Origin of the sequence: Pseudomonas sp. (assembly GCF_050739995.1) — a bacterium.
Taxonomy (GTDB): domain Bacteria; phylum Pseudomonadota; class Gammaproteobacteria; order Pseudomonadales; family Pseudomonadaceae; genus Aquipseudomonas.
Genome location: NZ_JBOICG010000475.1, coordinates 1 through 2,917 on the forward strand (window position 1 = coordinate 1; position 2,917 = coordinate 2,917).

At 62.8% G+C, this 2,917-nt stretch carries 3 protein-coding genes; all 3 read right to left on the reverse strand.

The annotated features are described in order from the left end of the window. Window positions 1-49: 49 nt before the first annotated feature. Complete coding sequence (locus ACRESD_RS15740) at window positions 50-1,147, reverse strand: DUF1513 domain-containing protein (RefSeq protein ID WP_431751770.1); 1,098 nt, start codon at window positions 1,145-1,147, stop codon at window positions 50-52. 2 nt (window positions 1,148-1,149) lie between these two features. Then, window positions 1,150-2,214: an imelysin family protein gene (locus ACRESD_RS15745; RefSeq protein WP_431751768.1), complete on the reverse strand. Its 1,065-nt coding sequence runs from the start codon at window positions 2,212-2,214 to the stop codon at window positions 1,150-1,152. Window positions 2,215-2,245: 31 nt separating this feature from the next. Further along, window positions 2,246-2,917: di-heme oxidoredictase family protein (locus ACRESD_RS15750; RefSeq protein ID WP_431751769.1), on the reverse strand; the 672-nt coding region annotated here is incomplete at its 5' end.

The following is a 2,917-nucleotide window of genomic DNA, read 5'->3' on the forward strand; positions in this document are numbered from 1 at the left end:
CGCCGCCTTCGCGAGCAAGCCCGCTCCCACACGTTGAAGTTTTTAAGCTTCAGATCAGGTGCAGGTGGTTATCCCAAAGCCCAGCAGGCAGCTCTAACGGTGTGGCGACCAACTGTTTCTGACGGCAATCGTAGAACCGGCAGCGCCCTTGACCGGAAGTGACGACAAAACCATCCGCCACCGCACCCACGCCGGCACAATCGGGTAACGGCCCATCCAGGCGCAGCTCACCGCTGTCCATGTCCCAGATAAAAAAGCGATTACCCCGTGGTGCGGTCAGTGCTACCAGGCGCAGTTCGCTGTGCACGGCGACGCTGGCGGTGTAGTGCCCCATGGCCTGCAACTGCTCATCGGCCACCGGGAACGCCACGAACGGTTGGCCTGGCCGCTTGATCGCCAGCAACTCGGAGCGCTCCTGGGACGGCCCCATGAATTGCTGCCCGGTGAGAATGGTGCCATCGCTGGCGATTCCCATGTGGCGCACGCTGTTCATTTGCTGACCGAGGGTTTCCTTGCTGATCAGCGTGCCATCGCGGTGCATCAGCACCAGGCTCGGCTCCATGGCGTTGAGGTTCATCTCCACACGGCTTTCGGCCTCGGTGCGGATACCACCGTTGGCCACCACCAGGGTTTCGCCGTCGGGCATCCACGACACTTGGTGCGGGCCAATGCCATGGGTGGCGATCTCACCGCTGTGCACCAGCCGCTCACCCTCGAACTTGTACACGCCGAGCAAGCCACGGCCGGGGTCGGATGTGTCGTTCTCGGTGGCGTACAGCCAGTCGCCGCTTTTGTGAATCACCGCGTGGCCATAGAAGTGGCGATTGGTGTTCGAGGTGATGGTCTGCAGCAACCCGCCGTCGCGCAAATCGATCAGGTAACTCTCGGTGCCCGGGCGACGGGCCACGAACAGTGCAATCGGCAGCGTCGGGTGGTTGATGATGTCGTGGCAGCGTTGGCCGACCTGGGTGGCAAACACTTGCTTGCCATCCAGGCGAAAACCCACGGCGTAGTGCTTGCCGTCGGCATCATCCCGCGCCGAGAGCAGCAGCGGGCCTTTGTCCTTCTGTTTGAACAATGTCCAGCCACCCAGTGTGAGCGCACTGAGCAGCACGCTGCCAACCGCCAAAGCCTGTCGCCTGAGCATCATCAGTCACCGTCGTTGGCGTTAAAGCCCAGTTGGATGCCCAGCGCCTTGGCCAGCTCACCTTCGTGCAGGCGGTGAACGACATTGAGGCTGTCGTAGAGGTCGTTGAGCTGTTGGCGCCCGGCGTCGTCGGCCAACAGTTCATTGAGCGTACGCTGGTTGCTGGCGAACAGTTTCAGGGCTGCGGCATAGGCGGCGTCGATCTTGTCGGCCAACGGCTTTTGATCCGACGGCAGCAGGCTGCGCAAGCCTTTGTTGTCCACACCCACCCATACGGTTTGCGCGGCGGCGAGGCTGGCTTCCAGGCTCTGCAGGGACGACTGGCTGCGCCATGCATCGGCCTGGAACGGCTGCGGGATGCCTTTGGTCTGGCGGCCCATCGGCGTGCCGAGTTTTTTCTTCAGGGTGTCCAGTGCGGTGACCTGGACGCGCAGTAGGTCGGCAATGGCTTCGTGGGAATCGGCGTAGCGCTGGTTGGGAAACTTGGTCATCTGCGCGAGCATGCCGTCGGTGCTGTTCCAGCTGGCCAGGATCTCTTCGGCCAGGGTTTTCTGGCGCTCGCCGATGGCCACCAGCAGTGGACAGTAGCGGGCCTTTTGCACTTCATTGGCGACGTCGGTCTTGGCGTCGTAGAGGATGTATTCGTAGGCAGACAGGCCCTGGACCACGACGCTGGACTTGGCCAGGGCGGCGCCATCGATCTGCGGCTGGGCGCTGACCAGTTGCTCGACCTGGCGACCCACCAGGTTCTTCTTGTCCGGCCAGAACTGTACTTGCCACGAGCGGTTGCCTTCGGCCAGCGGGCCGATCAGCAGCGGTTGCAACTCGGCCCAGGCTTTTTGTGCGTGGAGGAAGTCGGCACGGGCGGTGTCCAGGCTTTCCTTGCCCTGGCAATAGGCGAGGGCGCTGACGGCCAGTTGGCGGTCGGCTTCAACCCAGCGGCTGTAGGTGGGCAGAATGACCTGTTTGGCAATGGCGGCCGAGGTCACCGCTTGCGGGTCTTGCGGCGAGCAGGCGCCGAGGGCGAGGGCGGCCAGGCTGGTGAACAACAACTTGGGACGGAACATGTAGAGCTCCCTTCTGTAATTGGGGCGAAGCTTATAAAGAATTCAGGAACGCCAGCAACGCGGCGCGCTGCTCGGCATTGAAGGACAACACATGCTGCTGCGCCGCCTGTGCTTCTCCGCCATGCCACAGCACGGCTTCGAGCAGGTTGCGGGCGCGACCATCATGCAAGAACTGGGTATGGCCACTCACGGTCTGCGTCAGGCCAATGCCCCACAACGGCGGCGTGCGCCAGTCGCGGCCACCGGCCTTGAATTCGCTGCGGTGATCGGCCAGCCCTTCGCCCATGTCGTGCAACAGCAGGTCGCTGTAGGGACGAATCACTTGGTTGGCCAACTCGGGTTCGGACGCCGAGGCGGTCGTGGTGAACATCGGCTTGTGGCAGCCCTGGCAACCGGCCTGGTAGAACAGGTTCTTGCCGGCCAGCACCTGTGGCGTGTTGACGCCACGGCGCGCGGGCACCGCGAGGTTGCGGGTGTAGAACAGCACCAGGCGCAGGATGTTATCGCTGACTTCCGGCTCACCATCGGGGCCATTGCCGTTGGGGGCCTGTTTGCAGGCCACTTGGGCATCCGTGCAGTCATCAAAGGGTCTCAGGGACGTGGTGAGGCCCATATCACCAGAAAACGCGTGAACATTTTGTTGATTGAGATTGGGTTGCCCGGCTTTCCAGCCAAAACGCCCGAGGACGGTGGTGTGCCGGGC